General features: G+C 66.9%; 18 protein-coding genes. 11 read left to right on the forward strand and 7 right to left on the reverse strand.

Annotated features, from left to right (window positions below):
• Nucleotides 1-117 precede the first annotated feature (117 nt).
• Nucleotides 118-735: a TetR/AcrR family transcriptional regulator gene (locus NA10_RS21980; RefSeq protein WP_067570955.1), complete on the reverse strand. Its 618-nt coding sequence runs from the start codon at nt 733-735 to the stop codon at nt 118-120.
• Between the two features lie 98 nt (nt 736-833).
• Here NA10_RS21980 and NA10_RS21985 point away from each other — a divergent pair, with 98 nt between their 5' ends.
• The 7 genes from NA10_RS21985 (at nt 834) to NA10_RS22015 (ending at nt 7,401) form a co-directional block, all read left to right on the forward strand.
• A complete protein-coding gene (locus NA10_RS21985) occupies nt 834-1,727 on the forward strand; it encodes a metal-dependent hydrolase (protein WP_067571042.1) in 894 nt (297 codons plus the stop codon).
• 206 nt (nt 1,728-1,933) lie between these two features.
• Nucleotides 1,934-2,932, forward strand: a complete 999-nt coding sequence (locus NA10_RS21990; RefSeq protein WP_157556671.1) for a PDR/VanB family oxidoreductase — start codon at nt 1,934-1,936, stop codon at nt 2,930-2,932.
• A 22-nt stretch (nt 2,933-2,954) separates the two neighbouring features.
• A complete protein-coding gene (locus tag NA10_RS21995; protein WP_067570957.1) occupies nt 2,955-4,418 on the forward strand; it encodes a flavin-containing monooxygenase in 1,464 nt (487 codons plus the stop codon).
• On the forward strand, nt 4,415-5,299 hold the full coding sequence (locus NA10_RS22000) for an SDR family oxidoreductase (protein WP_067570959.1): 885 nt from the start codon (nt 4,415-4,417) through the stop codon (nt 5,297-5,299). The genes NA10_RS21995 and NA10_RS22000 overlap by 4 nt, the downstream gene beginning before the upstream one ends.
• Nucleotides 5,300-5,394: 95 nt before the next feature.
• Nucleotides 5,395-5,904 carry a PspA/IM30 family protein gene (locus NA10_RS37985; protein WP_067571046.1) on the forward strand — a complete coding sequence of 170 codons (510 nt, stop codon included), beginning with the start codon at nt 5,395-5,397 and terminating at the stop codon, nt 5,902-5,904.
• Between the two features lie 36 nt (nt 5,905-5,940).
• A complete protein-coding gene (locus NA10_RS22010; RefSeq protein ID WP_067570961.1) occupies nt 5,941-6,984 on the forward strand; it encodes a hypothetical protein in 1,044 nt (347 codons plus the stop codon).
• A gap of 48 nt (nt 6,985-7,032) precedes the next feature.
• Nucleotides 7,033-7,401, forward strand: a complete 369-nt coding sequence (locus NA10_RS22015; RefSeq protein ID WP_067570963.1) for a DUF6188 family protein — start codon at nt 7,033-7,035, stop codon at nt 7,399-7,401.
• Between the two features lie 182 nt (nt 7,402-7,583).
• On the opposite strand, the gene NA10_RS39210 is transcribed toward NA10_RS22015, so the two are convergent.
• The 6 genes from NA10_RS39210 to NA10_RS22040 all read right to left on the reverse strand — a co-directional run bounded on the left by NA10_RS39210 (nt 7,584) and on the right by NA10_RS22040 (nt 12,331).
• Nucleotides 7,584-7,715 (reverse strand): hypothetical protein, encoded by a 132-nt coding sequence (locus NA10_RS39210; RefSeq protein WP_281180224.1) that lies wholly within the window; start codon nt 7,713-7,715, stop codon nt 7,584-7,586.
• A 73-nt stretch (nt 7,716-7,788) separates the two neighbouring features.
• Entirely contained in the window at nt 7,789-8,289 is a 501-nt protein-coding gene (locus NA10_RS22020) for a nitroreductase/quinone reductase family protein (RefSeq protein WP_169812623.1), read from the reverse strand.
• Nucleotides 8,290-8,366: 77 nt separating this feature from the next.
• A complete protein-coding gene (locus tag NA10_RS22025; protein WP_084515116.1) occupies nt 8,367-10,004 on the reverse strand; it encodes an LCP family protein in 1,638 nt (545 codons plus the stop codon).
• Nucleotides 10,005-10,072: 68 nt separating this feature from the next.
• Entirely contained in the window at nt 10,073-10,480 is a 408-nt protein-coding gene (locus NA10_RS22030) for a RidA family protein (protein WP_067570967.1), read from the reverse strand.
• A gap of 10 nt (nt 10,481-10,490) precedes the next feature.
• A complete protein-coding gene (locus NA10_RS22035) occupies nt 10,491-11,246 on the reverse strand; it encodes an IclR family transcriptional regulator (protein ID WP_067570969.1) in 756 nt (251 codons plus the stop codon).
• The gene (locus tag NA10_RS22040) at nt 11,243-12,331 is read right to left on the reverse strand and encodes a sugar kinase (protein ID WP_245677642.1); all 1,089 of its coding nucleotides are present in this window, start codon (nt 12,329-12,331) and stop codon (nt 11,243-11,245) included. The genes NA10_RS22035 and NA10_RS22040 overlap by 4 nt, the downstream gene beginning before the upstream one ends.
• 64 nt (nt 12,332-12,395) lie before the next feature.
• On the opposite strand from NA10_RS22040, the gene NA10_RS22045 reads away from it, so the two are divergent.
• From NA10_RS22045 to NA10_RS22060, 4 genes are read left to right on the forward strand one after another with little or no spacing between them, the layout of a single operon-like run.
• Nucleotides 12,396-13,736 (forward strand): type III PLP-dependent enzyme domain-containing protein, encoded by a 1,341-nt coding sequence (locus NA10_RS22045; RefSeq protein WP_067570971.1) that lies wholly within the window; start codon nt 12,396-12,398, stop codon nt 13,734-13,736.
• Between the two features lie 10 nt (nt 13,737-13,746).
• Nucleotides 13,747-15,363 carry an N-acyl-D-amino-acid deacylase family protein gene (locus NA10_RS22050; protein ID WP_067570973.1) on the forward strand — a complete coding sequence of 539 codons (1,617 nt, stop codon included), beginning with the start codon at nt 13,747-13,749 and terminating at the stop codon, nt 15,361-15,363.
• Between the two features lie 8 nt (nt 15,364-15,371).
• Complete coding sequence (locus NA10_RS22055; protein WP_067570975.1) at nt 15,372-15,980, forward strand: bifunctional 4-hydroxy-2-oxoglutarate aldolase/2-dehydro-3-deoxy-phosphogluconate aldolase; 609 nt, start codon at nt 15,372-15,374, stop codon at nt 15,978-15,980.
• A 10-nt stretch (nt 15,981-15,990) separates the two neighbouring features.
• Nucleotides 15,991-17,445, forward strand: a complete 1,455-nt coding sequence (locus NA10_RS22060) for a GntP family permease (RefSeq protein ID WP_067570977.1) — start codon at nt 15,991-15,993, stop codon at nt 17,443-17,445.
• The last annotated feature ends 54 nt before the right edge of the window (nt 17,446-17,499 follow it).

Below are 17,499 nucleotides of genomic sequence, written 5' to 3' on the forward strand. Positions count from 1 at the left end.
GGAGGGAGGGACTTACATCGACCTGCATCCTCGGGATTGCGACGTCACCACCGTACGCCCCGTTCGAAATCCGCGCAAGAGCGGGGTTGGAACAGGACCCGTGACCGGGGTCGATGCTCAGGCGGGCAGACCGGTGATGATCGGCAGCAGGTAGGCGCGCGCGAATTCCCGGAGCTGTGCGTCGGTCCGGAGCTCGAGCGCGGCGTGCGGCAGCAGAATCAGCGAATGCACTATGCGGCAGACGATTTCGGCACGTTCAGTGAGATCGCTTGCGGGAGAAAGTAGTTCGCGTTCGACGGCGCGGTCCAGGGCGTGCGCGGTGGCGGCCACCGCCATGGTGAAGATATCCGCACCGTCCACGCTGAGTTTCATGACGACACGTTCGGGCTCGAGCATCAGCATGCGTTCGGCGACCGGGTGTGCGCGCCAGCGGTTCAGCACCGTCACGAACATATCGGTGATGAGGTCCTCGATATTCCCGTGCCGTTCGGGAATGAGCGCCAGTTCGGCCAGGACCAGGGCCACCTCGCGGCTGAAGACCGCGGTCACCAGATTGTCGCGCGAGCCGATCCGGCGGTAGACGGTCACCCGGTCCACGCCCGCCTCGCGCGCGACGTCCTCGATGGTCGTCTTCTTCACCCCGACCCGCTGGAATTGGAGCAGTGCGGCGTCGAGAATCCGGGTGTTGTCATCGGCCGTGGCACGGCTGGACTGGGGTTTCGACGCGGTGGGCACGGTTCAACGCTAGCAAATCGGGGCGATGGTGCAACATTTGACTAAATTTTGTTGCGTGCAACATTGCCATGGAATTTGTTGCACTGTACCTTCGGATCATGGTTGAGCAGGACGGCGCGACGACGCGCCAGTACCGCGGGCAGGCGCACGCCATCGCCGCCCGTGACGTGCACTTCGACTTCGAATCCGTTCCGCTGCACTACATTCCGGGCGAGGTGCTGGCCACCCACATCGTGAATGTCATGCATCTGGTGCTGCCCGAGGGTGAGCGGGCGATGGCGCGGGCGCTCGCCGAGGCCCTGCCGTATATCGACGATGACCGGCTGCGTGAGGAGGTCACCGGCTTCGTCGGCCAGGAATCCACCCATGCCGGCAGCCACGAGGGCGCGCGGAATCATCTGCGCGCCCTCGGCCTGGATGTCGACTCGTATGTGCGGGCCATCGCCTGGCTGGTGGATCGCGTACTGGGTGACCACGGACTGACCGGGCGGGCTCGCGAGGAGTGGCTCAAGGAGCGGCTCGGTCTGTTCGCCGGGATGGAGCACTACACCGCGGTGCTCGGCGAGTGGCTGCTGGAAGCCGAGGTGCTCGAATCCAAGGGTATGCACCCGACCATGCTCGATCTGGTGCGCTGGCATGGGGCCGAGGAGGTCGAGCATCGCAGTGTCGTCTACGACGCGTACATGCACGTCGACGGCGGATACGCTCGCAAGGCCCGCACCGCGCTACTGGCCGCCGCCACCCTGCTCCCGCTGTTCATCGTCTCGACGGGCTACCTGTACCGCAAGGATCCGAGCCCCGACAAAGGCCGCTTCTGGGGCCTGCAATTCATCAATGCCACGCGACGCGGCGTAATCCCCAGCTGGACAGTCTTTTTCAAGGAGATCCCGCGCTACCTCCGCCCCGGCTTCCACCCCTCACAGCTCGGCCCGATGGATACGGCCCTGCGCTACCTCGCCCATTCCCCCGCCGCCCGATCGGCCGACGCATGACCACCGCGAAGCGGGAGTCCGCTCGCCCCGTCGTTCCCGTGCCCTCCGGGCATGCGGCAGTTCTGTCTTCCGGCCGGGCCTTCCCCCCGTCATCCGGGCGGGCCGCCCTTCTTTCATCCTCACGGACCGGCCCCTCGTCATCCCGGTGTGCCGTCGGCCGGGATCCACACACCCCAGCGCCGCTCCTGCGACTGCTCGGCGGCGTGATGGACGCGTACCTGAAAGTATTCGTCAGCGGACCCGCAGCGGCGGTCTTGTCGCGGCCTAACCCCTTGCGGCACAGCGGATTCGACATCGACATGGTGATCGAGAAGCGGGTTCGCGAGGCCGCCGATGTGGTCGGCCTGTCGCTGCGGCGGGCGGGCGGCGGGACGCTGCCGAGCTGGCGGCCGGGTGCGCACGTGGATGTGTTCCTGCCCTCGGGTCTACAGCGGCAGTACTCGCTGTGCGGCGATCCGGCGGATCGGGAGCGGTATCGGATCGCGGTGCGGCGGATTCCGGGCGGCAGCGGCTCGGCGGAGCTGCATGACGCGCTGGAGGTCGGTGATCGACTGCGAATTCGCGGTCCGCGCAATGCCTTCACGCTGGTGGACGCGCCGTCCTATCTGTTCCTGGCCGGTGGTATCGGCATTACGCCCATCCTGCCCATGGTGCGTGCGGCGGGTGCGCGCGGCCAACTCGTGTACACCGGGCGGTCACGGGCGAGTATGCCCTTCCTCGAGGAGATCGGCGCGGCGGGAATCGGGTCTGCGAGAATACTTCCCGACGATGAGTGCGGAGTGCCGGAGGTGGCGGGCATTCTCGCCGCGGCCGAACCCGGTGCGGCCGTGTACGTCTGCGGTCCGCCGCCCATGCTCGCCGCCGCACAGCGGTGTGCGTTCGAGGTGAATCCCACCGGATCACTGCATACGGAGCGGTTCTCGGCGCGACCGGTGGTGGACGGGCGGGAATTCGATCTCACCCTGGCGCGCACCGGAACCACCGTGCGAGTCGGCGCTCAGGAAACCGCGTTGGCGGCGGTCCGCCGCGTCCTGCCCGATGTCTCCTACTCCTGCCGGCAGGGCTTCTGCGGCTCCTGCGAGGTCGGCGTCCTCTCCGGGGCGGTCGATCATCGTGATCGCCGGCTCACCGAATCCGCACGGGCGCAACGCATATCGCTCTGCGTCTCGCGCGCGGCGGGCGATCAGCTCGTGCTCGACCTGTGATCTCGAAGGGAATACAGCGGTCATGACCTCAGTGGTCGAACACACGCCCATCGCCATTGTCGGCGCGGGTTTCGGCGGTATCGGCTTGGCGATCAAGTTGCGGGAGGCCGGATTCGAGGATCTGGTCATTCTGGAGCGCGCGGATGATCTGGGCGGGACCTGGCGGGCCAATACCTATCCGGGCGCGGCCTGCGATGTGCCCTCGCACCTGTACAGCTTCTCGTTCGCGCCGAATCCGCACTGGTCCAGAACCTATGGGCGGCAGCCGGAGATTCTCGAGTATCTGCGCGGGGTGGCCGTCGAGCACGATGTGCTGCGGTACATGCGCTTCGGCGTCGAGCTGTTGGACGCGCGCTGGGATGAGCCGGAATCGCGCTGGCGGATCGAGACGAGCGACGGTCCGCTCACCGCGGACTTCCTCATCTCCGCGACCGGTGTCTTCGCCGAGGCGAAGTATCCGGAGTTGCCGGGCCTGGATACCTTCCAGGGCAAGACATTCCACTCCCTGCACTGGGATCATGAGCACGACCTGACCGGGGAGCGGGTCGCGGTCATCGGAACCGGTGCGTCGGCGGTGCAGTTCGTTCCGGAGATCCAGCCGGTGGTGGACAGGCTACTGCTGTTCCAGCGGTCCGCGCCGTGGATCGTCCCGCGCCTGGACCGCTCGACTTCGGGTCTGGAGCGCTTCGTCCTGGACCGTATTCCGCTGGTGCAACGCGTCATTCGCGGTGGCTTCTACTCCGCGATCGAGGGCTTCGGTCTCATCTCGCTGGTGGATCAGCGCTTCCGGCATCCTTACGAGGCGCTCGCGCGCTGGCAACTGGCGCGCCAGGTGCGCGATCCGGCGTTGCGGGCGAAGCTGCTACCCGACTACGTCATCGGCTGTAAGCGCGCCATCTTCTCCGATGCCTATCTGCCCGCCCTGGAGCAGCCGAACGCCGAGGTGATCACCGAGGCCATCGCGGAGGTGCGGCCGCATTCGATCGTGCTGCGCGATGGCAGCGAGCATGCGGTCGACACCATTATCTTCGGCACCGGATTCAGCTCCATCCCAACGGCTTACGGGCGCTTCATCGGCTCCGATGGCCGCAGCCTCGCCGAGTTGTACGACCGGCAGCCGCAGAGCTATCTCGGGGTGGCGGTCGCCGGATTCCCGAATTTCTTCTGCACCCTCGGCCCCTTCGGCGCGGCCGGGAACCAGTCGGCTATCTTCATGATCGAATCGCAGATCGCCTATATCGTCGACGCGCTGACCATGTTGCGCCGCAACCGAGCTCGCCGAGTCCAGGTGCGCCCGCGCGCGCAGCAGGCCTTCCTCGCCGAGATGGCATATCGCAGCACCACCACCGTCTGGCTCACCGGGGGCTGCCGGAGCTACTACACCACCGCCGACGGACGCAACGCCGGGCTCTATCCGAACTGGAGTTTCGAATATCGCCGTCGCACAGCGAGATTCGACAGCGAGAACTACGAGGTGACGCGATGATGACGCGACTGCTGGGCCTGCTTTCCCCCGCGCGATCCGGGCACCGGGTGGCCGGGCAGACCGTGCTCATCACCGGGGCCGGGCAGGGGATCGGCCATGAGCTGGCGGTGCTGCTGCACGAGCGTGGCGCGCAGGTGGTGCTGGTCGATATCGACGGCCATGCCGTGGCGGCCATCGCGCATCGTCTCGGTGACCGCGCCCTGGCGGTCACGGCCGATGTCACCGATCGAGAAGCCATGCGCCAGGCCGTGATTCGCACCGTCGCACACTTCGGCACCTTGGATGTGGTGGTGGCGAACGCCGGGGTGGTGCCGCGCCCGGCGACGCTGCGCATCATGGACGGCGCCGATTTCGACCGCGTCATCGATATCAATCTCACCGGGGTGTTCAATACCGTGCGACCCGCGCTCGACCAGATCGTCACCGCGCGCGGGCATGTCGTGGTGATCTCCTCGTGCGCGGCGTTCGCGCCGGGTATGGCGGGTGCGCCGTACATGATCAGCAAGGCGGGTGTCGAGCAGCTCGGACGCGCGCTGCGGGTGGAGTTGGCGCCCTTCGGCGCGACCGCGGGCATCGCCTACTTCGGCATCGTGGACACCGATATGACCCGCGCGACGCTGGACCGTGATGAGCTCGGCCGCGATCTGGACGACCTGCTGCCCTGGCCGCTCAATGTGCGGATCACCGCGACCCGCGCCGCCGAGGTGATCGCCGATGGCATCGAGCGCCGTGCGGCGCGCACCATCGCGCCGCTGGGCTGGGAACCGTACGCGCTGCTCCGCGGACTCGTGAATGTGCTGCTCGATAGGGCCTTGGCCGCCGACCCGCGGGTACACGACCTGGTCCGTCGCGCCGAGCAGCGCCGGGTGCGCACCGAGTAGTCCACCGCGGATGGCGAATTCGGACTTACCGTTCGAACCCGCAGGTAAACGGTATTTCGGGCATGTCGCCCGCGCCGCTGCGTAGCCTGGTTCCCATGAGCGATGCCAAGGATCTCGGATCGGAATTGGCGGGGCTGCCGGACGCCGAATTGGCGGCCGTGGTGGTGGCGGCCACCGAGGGGCGGGCGGGGCTGGCCGCATTGCACGCGGTGGCCGAATCGGTGGCGGCCACCGTCGGTCATGCGCCTACTGTGATCGATGTGACTCCGGACACGCAGGACGAGGCGTTCGCACCGCCGCCCGCTGTCCCGGACACATTCGAGCAGGTCGGGGGCGGTCCGGAGGTGGCCGGAGGGCCGGTACCTCCGGCGGGTATCCCGGCCGCGCCGGGCATCGGCGGGTATACCGGCTCCGGCGTCCCTACTTTCGAGTCAGTTCGCGATAAGGTCGAGCAGCGCTACGGCACCGCACAGGGGATGGGCGAGCTCGATCGGCAGACACCCGTGGGTCGTAGCGTCGAGGAACAGTGGGACGCGCGGGGGAAAGCCGCGCGGGAGCGCTTGGAACAGATTCGAAAATCGATGCACGGCAACGATTCCGACTGAACTCGGCGGTCCCTTCTTGATGATGGGTGGAACCCGATGACCGAGCCGCGCGAAATCGCCGAACGGCTGCTCGACCTGCAAGTGGACTTCGTACTCGCCGAGGTGACCGGCGATCGCTTCGCCGAGGTGATCGGCCGCGATGTGGAGGCGGTGATCGGCGTCGCCGACACCATCATCTTCCGAGATGTGGTCGAGATCGATCAGGCCAAGGAAACCGTCGCCACTGTGATCAACCTGATCGGCGGCAGCCCGGTGCTGGGTGAAATGGTCGGCACGCTGGCCAATTCGCTGTACACCGATATCGCCAGCAATAACGACTACACCCTCGGTGACGTGGTGGAGCGTGAGCCGGTGGAGCAGTTGCTGGAGAAGATCTTCGGCCTGCATCAGGCGCAGGAGCGTCTGCTGGAGCGGCTCACCGAGAGCCCGCTCATCGCCACCGTCGCCGCGAAGTTCGTCGACAAGCTGATCGACGATTTCATGGAGAGCAATCGCCAGATGGCGAACAAAATCCCGGGCGTGGGCTCGCTGGTCTCGTTCGGCACCTCCGCCGCCAAACAGGCCCGCAAGGCCGCTGAGAAGGCCACCGGCGACGGTACCTTCCTCGGCGAAATGGCCGGAAAGGGAGCGCAATTCGCGCTCAAGCGGACCAATAACGCGATTCGCGAGATGCTGCGGGACGCGCCCGTGCACGATGCCGCCATGGAGTTCTGGGATCTGCACGCCGGGGAGCCGGTGAGCGGATTGCGCGAATACCTCTCGCAGCAGGATCTGCACGATCTGGCGCTGATCATCTACCGCATCGCGCTCACCACCCGGGAGAAGGAGTACTTCGGGGTCCTGGTCGATCAGGGCGTCGAGGTGTTCTTCGAGAAGTACGGCGATCACACGCTCGCCGCGCTGCTGCCCGAACTCGGACTCTCCGGCGAGGACATCGGCAAGGAGATTCTGCGCTACGGTCCGGCCGTGGTCGCAGCCGCCAAGCGTAATGGGTTGCTGGCCAAGCTGATTCGCGAGCGGCTGGAACCGTTCTTCCTCTCCGACGAGGTCATCGCCGTACTGGCGGAGGCCACCGCATAACAGTTCGGCGGCCGGGTCCGCCCGGCCGCCACCGACACTGGAGGCGCCATGAAACTACCGATCACCGGTGAGCGTCTCACGATGTTGTCGCCCGGTCCCTACGTAATCGTCTTGGGCGCGGGCGTTTTCGAGATCCACATCGAGGGCGAGCTGGTGGTGCACCGCGCCATCGGCTCACCCTCGCACCGCCTGGCGGGCGAACCGCGGCCGGAGGACCTCTCCGCCGCGGTGGACGGTGTGATCGTCTCCGCCACAGTCGAATCCACGGGCGAACTACGCATCGACCTGGACTCGGGCCATCGCATAGTCGTCGAACCCGACCAATATTTCGAAGCCTGGCATGTCACCGATCCGGGCCGCTACCTCGTGGCCTGTATGCCCGGCGGCGAATTGGCCGTCTGGTCCCAGGACGCCTGAGCCGCTTGTCGCACGGCGGCTCCTCGATCAGTTCGGGGAAAGCCATCAGAGCCATGGGCAACAGCAGCACTGCGAACAACACTCCACGCGTATGAGCGATCTAGATGCTCACAGGGCGACAACCGCGGATGGGCACTGCGTCACGCCGCGGTCTCAACTAGCCGAGGAGCGGGTTACGCCTACTACGGCTGTACTCGTTCGACCTTCGTGGTCAGCCACTGCCGGGGGTCGCAGTCGGCGATCAATGCCGCGGAATCGATCAGGGATTTCACTCGCCACAGCAGTATTCCGTGCCCGACGTCCGTTACCGCCATGGCAGGACCGAAGTCCACGCTCTCCCGCCCGCGGTGATCCGGTCCAGAGCACGAGGTGCCACCGCTCGGGGGCTCAGACTTCGGGGTGGCGGGACAGGACGGCCATCGGGAATTTGCGGGGGCTCAGGGCGCGGTAGGTGTCGAAGTTGGGGTAGGCGGCTGCCAGTGTGCGCCAGTGCTTTTCATATTCCTCGTCGTCGGTGACGATGCGGACGTCGACCGGCCAGGTGTCGGGGCCGACCTGGACTCGGGCGGTGGGCTGGGCGGCGAGGTTGTGCCACCAGTTGGGGGTGCCCGGATGGCCGCCGTTGGAGCCGCAGACCAGGATGTCGTCGCCGTCGCGGACGAGCATGAGCATGACGGGGCGGGGTTCGCCGGATTTGCGGCCGGTCACGATGAGTTGGAAGACGGGCTTGCCCTGGAGCTTGTTGCCGCGGGTGCCGCCGGAGCTGGCGTAGACGCGGCTGTTGCGGCGTGCGAAGGCGCGGGCGGCGAAGCCCAGGTAGATGCTGGAGTAGTGGTTGAAGCGGCCGCTCAGGGTGAGTTTGCCGGTGCCGGAGGTCTTGCCTGCCATCTGTTTTCCCATGCTCTGCCCGTTGCGTCGCGGCTCACGTTACATGGTGTCCAGTGAGTGGCCGAGGTGTGGCTCGATCAGTTCACGCAGGGGATGCTCCCGCCGATGGTGGTGGTGACCGGTTTGCCGTTGTCGGGGGTGTCGGAGGTGCTGGTGGCGGCCGACGATTTCGAGGGGGTGGTCGTGGTGGTGGTGGAGGAGGTCGATGCGGCGGCGGGGTCGAGGGTTTCGGGGATCTCGAAATCGGCGCCCAGGACCAGCTTTATCTGGCCGGGGGACAGGGTTGTCGACGCGGCGGGGGTGACGCTGCCGCCGAGCATATCGGCCAGGGACTGTGCGTCGGTGTCGGCGCCCGCGCCGTAGTACAGCACGGTCGAGGTGCCGTCGGAGGAGGTCGCATTGCCGATGGTGCCCTGGGTGAAGCCCTTGTCGCCCAGGGACTTCGACACTTTGGCGGCCATGCCGGGCGTGCCGGTGGCATTCATCACGTCCACGGTCGAGGTGGGTGTGGCGCGCGGGGTGGTGGCCACGGTGGGCTGCTGCACCCCGAACGCGCCGCGCACCTCTTTCTTGATCGCGGCCGGATCGATGATGTTCACGTCCTGACCGTCCACGGTGTCGTAGCGCAGCACCGGCAGCGTCCGGAACTCCACCGCGGGCGAATCCGCGCGCCCGAGCGTGGTGATGAAATCGGTGAGGCTCCAGCCGTCCGAGAGCACCACGTCGCGGTGCGCCACATCCATCAGCGCCTTCATCTTGCCGATATTGGTGATGGTCCCGGAATCCTTGAGCTGCTTGGACACCGAGGTCAGGAACGCCTGCTGCCGATGGGTGCGGTCGAGGTCGCCGTTCTCCAACCCGTGCCGCTGGCGCACGAAGGACAGCGCGTTGGCGGCGTCGAGATGCTGTGGCCCGGCGGGGAATACGGCCCCGGAGAAGTAGCTGTCGTCCACCGCGTGATTGAGGCAGACATCGACCCCGCCGAGCGCGTCGGCCAGATGATAGAACCCGACCAGCGAGACCTCGGCGAAGCGATTGATCGGCACCCCGGTCAGCGATTTGACCGCCTGCACGATCGAGGCGCGCCCGGCCTCGCGGCCCTGGCGCTCGAGCTCGTTCTTATCGGTCATGCCCTGCGCCTTGAGCTTCTCCTCGGCGTAGAACTTCTTGAGGCCGTACGCCTCTTTGATCTTGATGTGGTCATAGCCGGGGATCCCGCTGGCCTGCACGTAGTCGTCCCGCGGAATCGAGAACGCGACGATCTTCTTCAGATCCTTCGGAATATGCACCAGGATCAGCGAATTGGCGTTGTACCCGCCCTCGGAGCCGTCGCCGGCGTGCAGCTGATCGAGAATATCCTTGGGCAGATCATTGCCGTTGAGGTCCTTGCGGGTGTCCAGACCGATGAGCAGGATATTGACGTCCCCGCCGAGCGAGGCCCGGTCCTCATCGGAGATGACCCCGGTCTTGGTGAACCCGTTGTCCAGGCTGGTCTCCCCGTACCAGGCGACCCCGGTGACCCCGATGACGCTTACGGCGAACAGCGACATCAGCCCGCGGCCGAAATAGCGCATCCGATGGCTCTCCCCGGAGCGGCGATGCGAAGTCGGCCCGGCACGCCGGGTACGGCGCGGCTCGGGCGTAGGCGTCTGCGCGGCTCCGTGCGTCCCGCCGGAGCGGTATACGGGCAGCTGCTCGGTGTCGTCGTCGTACATGGCCCTGTCGAGTCTGCCGGAGCCCTCCCGACTTGTCACAACGTGCGGGCTCCGGTCTCAGCCGGGTCTCAGTTTTCGACGATGGCGACGGCGTCGATCTCGACCAGCATTTCCGCGCGCGGCAGGCCGGTGAAGACGGTCGTGCGACTCGGCAGCACACCGCCGACGGTGTACTTGGTCACGAACTCGCCGTAGGCGTCGTTCATGATCGGGAAGTCCTCACGCTTGGTCAGATAGACGCGCAGCATCACCACATCGTCGAAGCTCGCGCCGCTGGCCTCGACAATGGCCTTGACGTTCTCCAGCGTGCGGGTGGTCTGCGCGGCCACATCGCCCGGGTACAGGTACTCGTTGGTGACGGGGTCGACCGGACCCTGTCCGGAGACCTGGACGAACGGGCCCTTGCGCACACCCTGGGAGAAGGTGTGCGCGGGGGCGGGGGCCTTATCGGTGCGGACGGCGATCTTCTCGGTCATGAACGGCCTTTCATTTCTCGGGGGTGGGACTCCAGCCCAGTTCGGTGGAGACGGCATCGGCGGCGGCGCGCACCCGCGGCAGCATGGCGAGCACCTGATCGTGGTCGAGCAGCATGTCCGGCACCGACATGGACAGTGCGGCCACGACCGCGCCGGTGCCATCGCGAATCGGGACGGCCACGCAGTTGATGAAGCTCTCGTGTTCCTCGTGGTCCTCGGCATAGCCTTGGGCGGCAACGAGTTCCAGCTCCGCCAGGTACTGCTCGGGAGTGCGGATGGTGCGGTTGGTGAACGCCTTGTATTCGATGCCCTCGGCCACCCTGCGCCATTGTTCGTGCGGCAGTGCGGAAACCAGCACCTTGCCCACGGCCGTGCAGTGCAGGGCGGCGGGACGGCCTATGCGCGAATACATTCGGACGCTGTGCGTGGCATCGAGTTTGTCGATGTACACCGCCTCACCCGATTCATAGGTGGCCAGGTGCACGGTCTGACCCGTCGCGGCATTGAGCGCGGCGAGGTGCGGTCGTGCGGCGGTGCGCACATCACGCCCCTCCAGGGAGCGATTGGCGAGCTCGAAGAGCTTGGAGCCCAGTCGATATCGATGCTCGGCGTCATGGGTGACGAAGCGTTCGCCCTCCATGGTCTGCAACAGCCGCAGCACGGTGGATTTGTGCACCCCGAGCTGGGTGGCCAACTGGTCCAGGGATTTCGGCTCCTCACCGAGCTGGGTGAGGATGGTGAGGGCGCGCAGCAGGCTCTGGCTCATGAGCCGACATTCTCGGGGATGGACCGCACCGGGCTGTAATTCAATTCCGCCCATTCGGAAACGCTGGCGGCGGAGCGGGATTCGAGGATGTGCAGCGGCGGCAGTTCGGCGACGTCACCGGTGCCGGTGAGCGCGGCGGCGGCGCACAGGTGGCCGAAGCGCAGCAGCTGTTCATGCGGACGGTCCTGGAGCAGGGCGGCGAGATAGCCGCCCGCGAAGGCATCGCCCGCGCCGATCCGCTCGGTGACGGTCAGGCGCAGCGCCGGCACCTCGAGCCGTTCCGAGCCGATATATCCGGTGACAGAATGCTTGTCGTTCTTCACGATCAGATGTTCCGGTTCGGGGAAGAGCGCGCGCAGCTGCGCGGCATGGCCGACGCCGAAGACCTCGAGGGCCTCGTCCGCGCCGAGGAAGACCACATCGCTGCGCCGGATATGGCGGGCCAGTATTTCCGCGGCGGGTTCCGCGCGCCGCTCCCACAGGGCAGGCCGGAAATTCAGGTCGAAGCTGATCAACCGCCGCCCGCGCGGCCGCGCCAGCAATGCCTCGGTGAACGCGGTCGCCGAGGGTGAGAGCGCCGGGGTGATACCGGTGAAATGCACAAGATCGGCGGTGTCCAGGAGTCTTGCCGCGATATCGAGATCGCGCGGACCGAGTGCGCTGGCGGCGGAACCGGTGCGGTAGTACAGCATTCGACTCGCCCCGGCGGGTAGATCATCCGGTCGGGCGGAGCCGCCACCACGTTCCTTGACGTACATACCGGTCGGCCGTGCGGGATCAATGGTGACGGCGGAGGTGTCCACCCCGCGCTCGGCCAGATGCCGCACCAGATAGCGGCCGAAGCCGTCATCGCCGACCCGGGAGATCCAGGCGGTCGGCACCCCGAGCTGTGCGAGCACGGTGGCCACATTGGCCTCGGCGCCACCGGCCCCGCGTTCGAAGGTGGGGGAATCCTCCAGCGGGCCGGGCCGCGCGATGAGTACGGCGAGGCCCTCACCGATGGTGACCGCGCGTCGGGTCGCCTGGATCACACCAATCTCCTTCGAGTGGTTGCGGCTTTCGGCCATGGCATGCAGAATAACCACGGCAAACACAATACGCAACAAGCGTTGCAGATTATGCAATGTCCTTCGGCTATAGTCCGGCCGGATGGAATTCGGAAGGAGCGTCGTGGCCCTCGACAACGATGTCGTCGCAGCACTGCATGACCGGAAGCTGGGAGCGGAGCACAAATCGCTGCCGCCTACCGCCTGGGGACTGACGGTGCGCGAGTATCTGGCCACCGCACCGCATCTGGACCACTTGCAGACCCCGGTGCTGACCGTGGATCGCGCGGCCGTGGATTCGAATCTCGCCGTCATGGCGGAATGGGCCGCCGCGCAGGGGGTTCGGCTCGCACCGCACGGGAAGACCACCATGTCGCCGCAGCTGTGGGGTGAGCAGTCGGCGGCCGGATCGTGGGGGATCACCCTCGCCACGGGATGGCAGGCGCAGGTGGGCCGCTCCTTCGGATTGGACCGCATCATGCTGGCCAACGCCCTGGTCGACCCGGCCGGATTGGCGTGGGCGGCAGATGAACTGGTACGCGACCCCGATTTCGAGCTGTACAGCTGGGCCGACGGCGTCGGCACCGTCCGGGAGATGGAGCGGCACCTGGCGTTCGCACCCGCCGGGGTGCGACTCTCGGTCCTGGTGGAACTCGGTGGGCCGCACGGCCGCACCGGGGCGCGCACGCTGACCGAGGCGCATGAGATCGCCGAGGCAATCCACGCCTCGGATCGGCTGATCCTGGCCGGTGTCGGCGGTTACGAAGGCGCGCTGGCGCACGACCGCACCCCGGAAGGTCTTGCCGCCGTCCGGCATTACCTCGACGAGATGGGCGTCCTGCACCAGGAACTGGCCGCGCAGGGCCGCTACGAAGGTCGTGCGATCATCACCGCCGGTGGCAGCGCCTATCCCGATCTGGTGGTGGAGCGCTTGGCCGGACTGGCCGATGAGCAAGGCGCACACGGTGTTCCGACCACGGTGCTACTGCGCTCGGGCGCGTATGTGATTCACGATGACGGTTTCTACTCCGGCATTTCCCCGCTCACCGCGGGCGGTGCGTCGTTGACCGGCGATGCCCGCCCACTGCGTTCGGCCATGCACGGCTGGGCGCGCTGCGTCTCCCGGCCCGAGCCCGGCCTGGCGCTGCTCGACGCGGGTAAACGGGATCTGCCATTCGATGAGGGGCTGCCGGTCCCGCAACTCGTTGCGGGACCGGCGGTGAAACCGCTGCCCGAGGGCGCGACCGTCACCAAACTCAATGATCAGCACGCCTTCCTGCGCTGGACCGGCGGCGATGCCGAATCGGTTCCGGTGGGCGCGGTGGTGCGACTGGGGCTTTCACATCCCTGCACGGCCTTCGACAAATGGCGGCTGATTCCGGTGATCGATGACGCGGGGGCCGAACGGCCGCGCATCGTCGACTTCCTGCACACCTTCTTCTGAGCGGACTGGCATGGCCGACTTACTGATTCGCGATATCGACATCGTCGACGGCACCGGTGCGGACCGATTCCGGGGCGATGTGCTGGTGGACGGCGGACGGATCGCGGAGATCGCCGCACCCGGCACGCTGACCGAGGCCGATCGGATTATCGACGAGGGTGAGAGCCTCACGCTGGCACCGGGTTTCATCGATATGCACGCGCATTCGGATCTGCATCTGCTCACCGAACCGGGGCATTTCCCCAAGCTGAGCCAGGGCATCACCACCGAGGTCATCGGTCAGGACGGGCTGTCCTACGCGCCCATCGACGAGGCCGCGCTCGCGGTGGTGCGCCGCCAGATCGCGGGCTGGAACGGCAATCCCGGCGACCTCGACTTCTCCTGGCGGACGGTCGCGGAGTATCTGGACCGTCTCGATTCCTCGGGTATCACGCCCAATGCCGCGTACCTGGTGCCGCAGGGCACGCTGCGCCTGATGGTGGTCGGCAGTGACAAGCGCGGTGCCACACCGGCCGAAATCGACCGTATGCGAACACTTCTCGCGCAGGGTCTGGCCGAAGGCGCGGTCGGCATGTCCAGTGGGCTCACCTATACGCCCGGAATGTACGCGGATACCTCCGAACTCGCCGCACTGTGCGAGGTGGTCGCCGACCACGGCGGTTTCTACGCACCGCACACCCGCTCCTACGGTGCGGGCGCGCTCGAGGCATACGCCGAGATGATCGAGCTGTCCCGCCGCACCGGCTGCGCCCTGCACCTGACGCACGCCACCATGAACTTCGGCGTGAACCGCGGCCGCGCACCGGAATTCCTCGCCCTGGTCGACGCGGCGCTGGCCGATGGCTGCGATATCAGCCTCGACACCTACCCGTATCTGCCCGGCAGCACCACGCTGTCGGCGCTGCTGCCCAGTTGGGCCATGTCCGGTGGACCCGATGCCGCGCTCGCGCGCATCGCGGATCTGCCGACCCGGCTGCGCATCGTGGCCGATGTCAATGAGAACGGTTCGGACGGCTGCCACGGCGTCACCGTCGAATGGGAGACCATTCAGATCAGCGGCGTCGCCAACCGCGACCTGGACCGCTATGTCGGCCGGACCGTCTCCGAGATCGCCGCCGATCGCGATATGCCGCCGGTCGAGGTGTTCTTCGATCTGCTGACCCGAGATCAGTTGGCCACCACCATTCTTCAGCACGTCGGCCATGAGGAGAACGTGCGCGCCATCATGCGGCATTCCAGGCATATGGGCGGCAGTGATGCCCTGCTGGTGGGGGAGCGACCGCATCCGCGCGCCTGGGGCACCTTCCCGCGCTACCTCGGCCACTACTCGCGCGAACTCGGCGTACTCGGCCTCGAGGAGTGTGTGCACCACCTCACCGGCCGTCCCGCACAACGACTTCGGCAGCGCGACCGCGGCCTGATCCGCGCGGGCTATGCCGCCGATCTCGTGCTCTTCGATCCGGCCACGGTGGCCGATACCGCCACCTTCGAGCACCCCAAACAGCAGGCGCGCGGTATCCCGTACGTCCTGGTCAATGGCGAATTCGCCATTGACGCGGGCAAACCCACGGGTGTCCGCGCCGGTCGCGCCCTGCGCATGAATTCCGTTCGGAAGGAGACCCGTTGACCTCCGCCATGGATGTCATTCGCGCCGATCGCGTGCTCACCGTGGTGCGCGCCCCCGAGATTCCCGATCCGGCCGCGCTGGCACGGGCCCTGGCCGGATCCGGAATCCGGGCCGTGGAGCTGACTTTCACCACACCCGGGGTGTTGGACGCGCTGCGCAAGGCCTCCGACTCCGGGTACGGGGTGATGGGCGCGGGCACCGTGCTCACCGGTGATCAGGCCGCCGCCGCCATCGACAACGGCGCACGATTCCTGGTCACGCCCGGCATTCGCGAGGGGGTCGCCGAAGTGGCGATCCGGCGCGGAATTCCGGTCGTCATGGGCGCTTTGACGCCGACCGAGGTCATGCGCGCCCTGGATCTGGGCGCGGCCGCGGTCAAGATCTTCCCCGCCCGCGTCTTCGGGCCGGGCTACTTCAAGGACCTGCGGGGCCCGTTCCCCGAGGCGCGGCTGATCCCCTCCGGCGGGGTCAACGCGGGCAATGCCGCCGACTTCCTCGCCCAGGGCGCGGTAGCGGTCACCGCCGGAACCGATGTCGTGTCTCCCGCCGATGTCGCGGCGGGCCGCTGGGCCGAAATCGCCGCGCGCGCGGCATCATTCGTTCGATCTCTGAACTGAGAGGTACACCATGGGCGCCACAGTCGACTGGCTGCGCACCACCACACCAGGACTGCTGGTGCTCTGCGGACTCGCCATCGCGGTCCTGCTGTTCACGATCATTCGCGTCAAACTGGAGCCGTTCATCGCACTGCTGCTGGTGAGCTTGGGCCTGGCCCTGGCGGCCGGGCTGCCGGTGTCCAAGATCGTGGGCACACCGCTCAAAGCCGGTGAGTCACTGCTGGAGACGGGCTTCGGCGGCATCCTCGGGCATATCGCGGTCATCATCGGCCTCGGCACCGTGCTCGGCGCGATTCTGGAACGATCCGGGGGCGCGGATGTGCTCACCGATCGACTGCTGAAGATCTTCGGCGATAAGGGCGCGCCGGTCGCCATGGGCCTGCTCGGCCTGATCTTCGGCATTCCGCTGTTCTTCGATATCGGCATCTTCGTGCTCGCGCCGCTGGTCTACGTGGCGGCCAAGCGCGGTGGCGGATCGCTGGTGCGGTACGTGCTGCCGATGGTCGCCGGTCTGTCCATGACGCACGCGTTCCTGCCGCCGCACCCAGGACCGGTCGCGCTCGGCGGGCTCATGGGAGTGAGCCTGGGCTGGCTGATACTGGTCGGATTCATCTGCGGCGTACCGGGTTTCATTGTCGCGGGCATTGTGTGGGGCAGCTGGATCGGTAAGCGTGTCCTGGTCGAGGTACCCGAGGAATTCCTCGTCGCCGAGGCGAACAAGGAAGCGGACAAGGTCACCGCGGGCAAGAGCGACGGTCCCGGCGCCACCACCGCTGCGGCCGTGCAGCGGCCGCCGTCGGTCGCGCTCATCGGCGGCATTATCGCCATCCCGCTGATCCTGATTCTCGGCGCGACCTTCGGCAGCCAACTGCTGATCGCCAATTCACAGCCCCTGGAGGTGCTGACCTTCCTCGGCACGCCCGCCGTGGCTTTGCTCATCGCCGTATTGATCGCGTTCTACGTGCTCGGCATCCGCCGCGGTTCGACCGTGCAGGAGCTCGGCACGCTGACCTCCGAATCGCTGCGCCCGGTGGGCATGCTGCTGCTGGTCGTCGGTGCGGGCGCGTTCTTCGGAAAGGTCATCTCCGCCACCGGAATCGGTTCCGCACTGGCCGAAACCATGTCCGCCGCAGGGCTTCCCGTCATCGTGCTGGCGTACATCATCAGCTGTGGGCTGCGGATCGCGCAGGGTTCGGCGACGGTCGCCATCGTCACCACGGGCGGCATTGTCGCGCCGCTGGTGGTCGATCACGGGTACTCGCAGTTCTCGCTGGCGCTCATCGCCATGGCCATCGCGGCGGGCTCGATCATTCTGAGCCACGTCAATGACGGCGGATTCTGGATCATCTCGAAGTACTTCAATATGACGGTCAAGCAGACGCTGCAGACCTGGACGGTGCTGGAGACGATTCTCTCGGTGGTCGGTTTCGCGGTCGCCGCGGTGCTGTTCGCCCTGGTCGCCTAGCCTTCCGACCCTTGTGGACAAGGGGCCCGCCGGACCCCGCTGTGAATGAGCTTG

Origin of the sequence: Nocardia acidivorans NBRC 108247, from assembly GCF_001625085.1 — a bacterium.
In the GTDB taxonomy this organism is placed as follows: domain Bacteria; phylum Actinomycetota; class Actinomycetes; order Mycobacteriales; family Mycobacteriaceae; genus Nocardia; species Nocardia acidivorans.